The sequence below is a fragment of the Frankia sp. Allo2 genome (genome assembly GCF_000733325.1).
Taxonomy (GTDB): Bacteria; Actinomycetota; Actinomycetes; order Frankiales; family Frankiaceae; genus Frankia; species Frankia casuarinae.
Map to the genome: position 1 here is coordinate 2,905 of NZ_JPHT01000083.1, position 966 is coordinate 3,870.

1 rRNA gene and 1 other annotated feature (1 of these 2 only partly in view) are annotated in these 966 nt (G+C 61.8%); the gene reads right to left on the minus strand.

The window, feature by feature from the left end:
* Positions 1-380, minus strand: a sequence feature (mutual gap in cmsearch alignment for this rRNA model is longer than 100) (it extends 2,673 nt beyond the left edge of the window).
* A 413-nt stretch (positions 381-793) separates the two neighbouring features.
* Positions 794-966 (minus strand): 16S ribosomal RNA (locus tag ALLO2_RS22710); the annotation flags it as partial.

A 966-nucleotide genomic window follows, 5' to 3' on the forward strand; every position in this document is an offset into this window, starting at 1 on the left:
CGCCTAACAATGCTCTTTCTGACTCCCCGATGGAACGGCAGCTCCACCTGGACGATCCCACAACCCCAGCATCGCAACACCTGCCGGCTCTCACACGACACTGGTTTAGCCTGTTCCGCTTTCGCTCACCACTACTCGCGGAATCACGGTTGTTTTCTCCTCCTGCGGGTAATGAGATGTTTCACTTCCCCGCGTTCCCTCCACATGCCCTATGTGTTCAGGCACGGGTGACAGGATTTAAANNCCTGCCGGGTTTCCCCATTCGGAAATCCTCGGATCANAGCTCNGTTGACAGCTCCNCGAGGCATATCGCAGCCTCCCACGTCCTTCATCGGCTCCTGGTGCCAAGGCATCCACCGTGCGCCCTTAATAACTTGGCCACAAAGATGCTCGCGTCCACTGTGCAGTTCTCAACGTACGGACGGCCCCAGCCGACCCGGCGAAACCCACCCCCACCCAACGGGAAGGCAGTCCTCCACCACGACCGGTCCGTTCCACCAGCAGACCCCCCACCACGATCCCCACCAGGACCACAGCACAGGAACCCACCAGCCGAGAGAGCCTCACTCCCTCAGGACCCAACAGCGTGCCACGGACCCCAGCCACCCACCCGGACCGTTCCACCCCCCNCCCCNCCNNAAGANANGGACAGAGGNGTACTAGACCCCGGACAACCAGCCGAAACCCCATCGTCAGCGTTCCACCCACGAGCAACCAGACCGGCATCCACAGCCGGCCCTGGCTCTGCACCAGCCCACCCCACTACAGGACAGACCAGCCAGACGCTCCTTAGAAAGGAGGTGATCCAGCCGCACCTTCCGGTACGGCTACCTTGTTACGACTTCGTCCCAATCGCCGGTCCCACCTTCGACGGCTCCCCCCACAAGGGTTAGGCCACCGGCTTCGGGTGTTACCGACTTTCGTGACGTGACGGGCGGTGTGTACAAGGCCCGGGAACGTATTCAC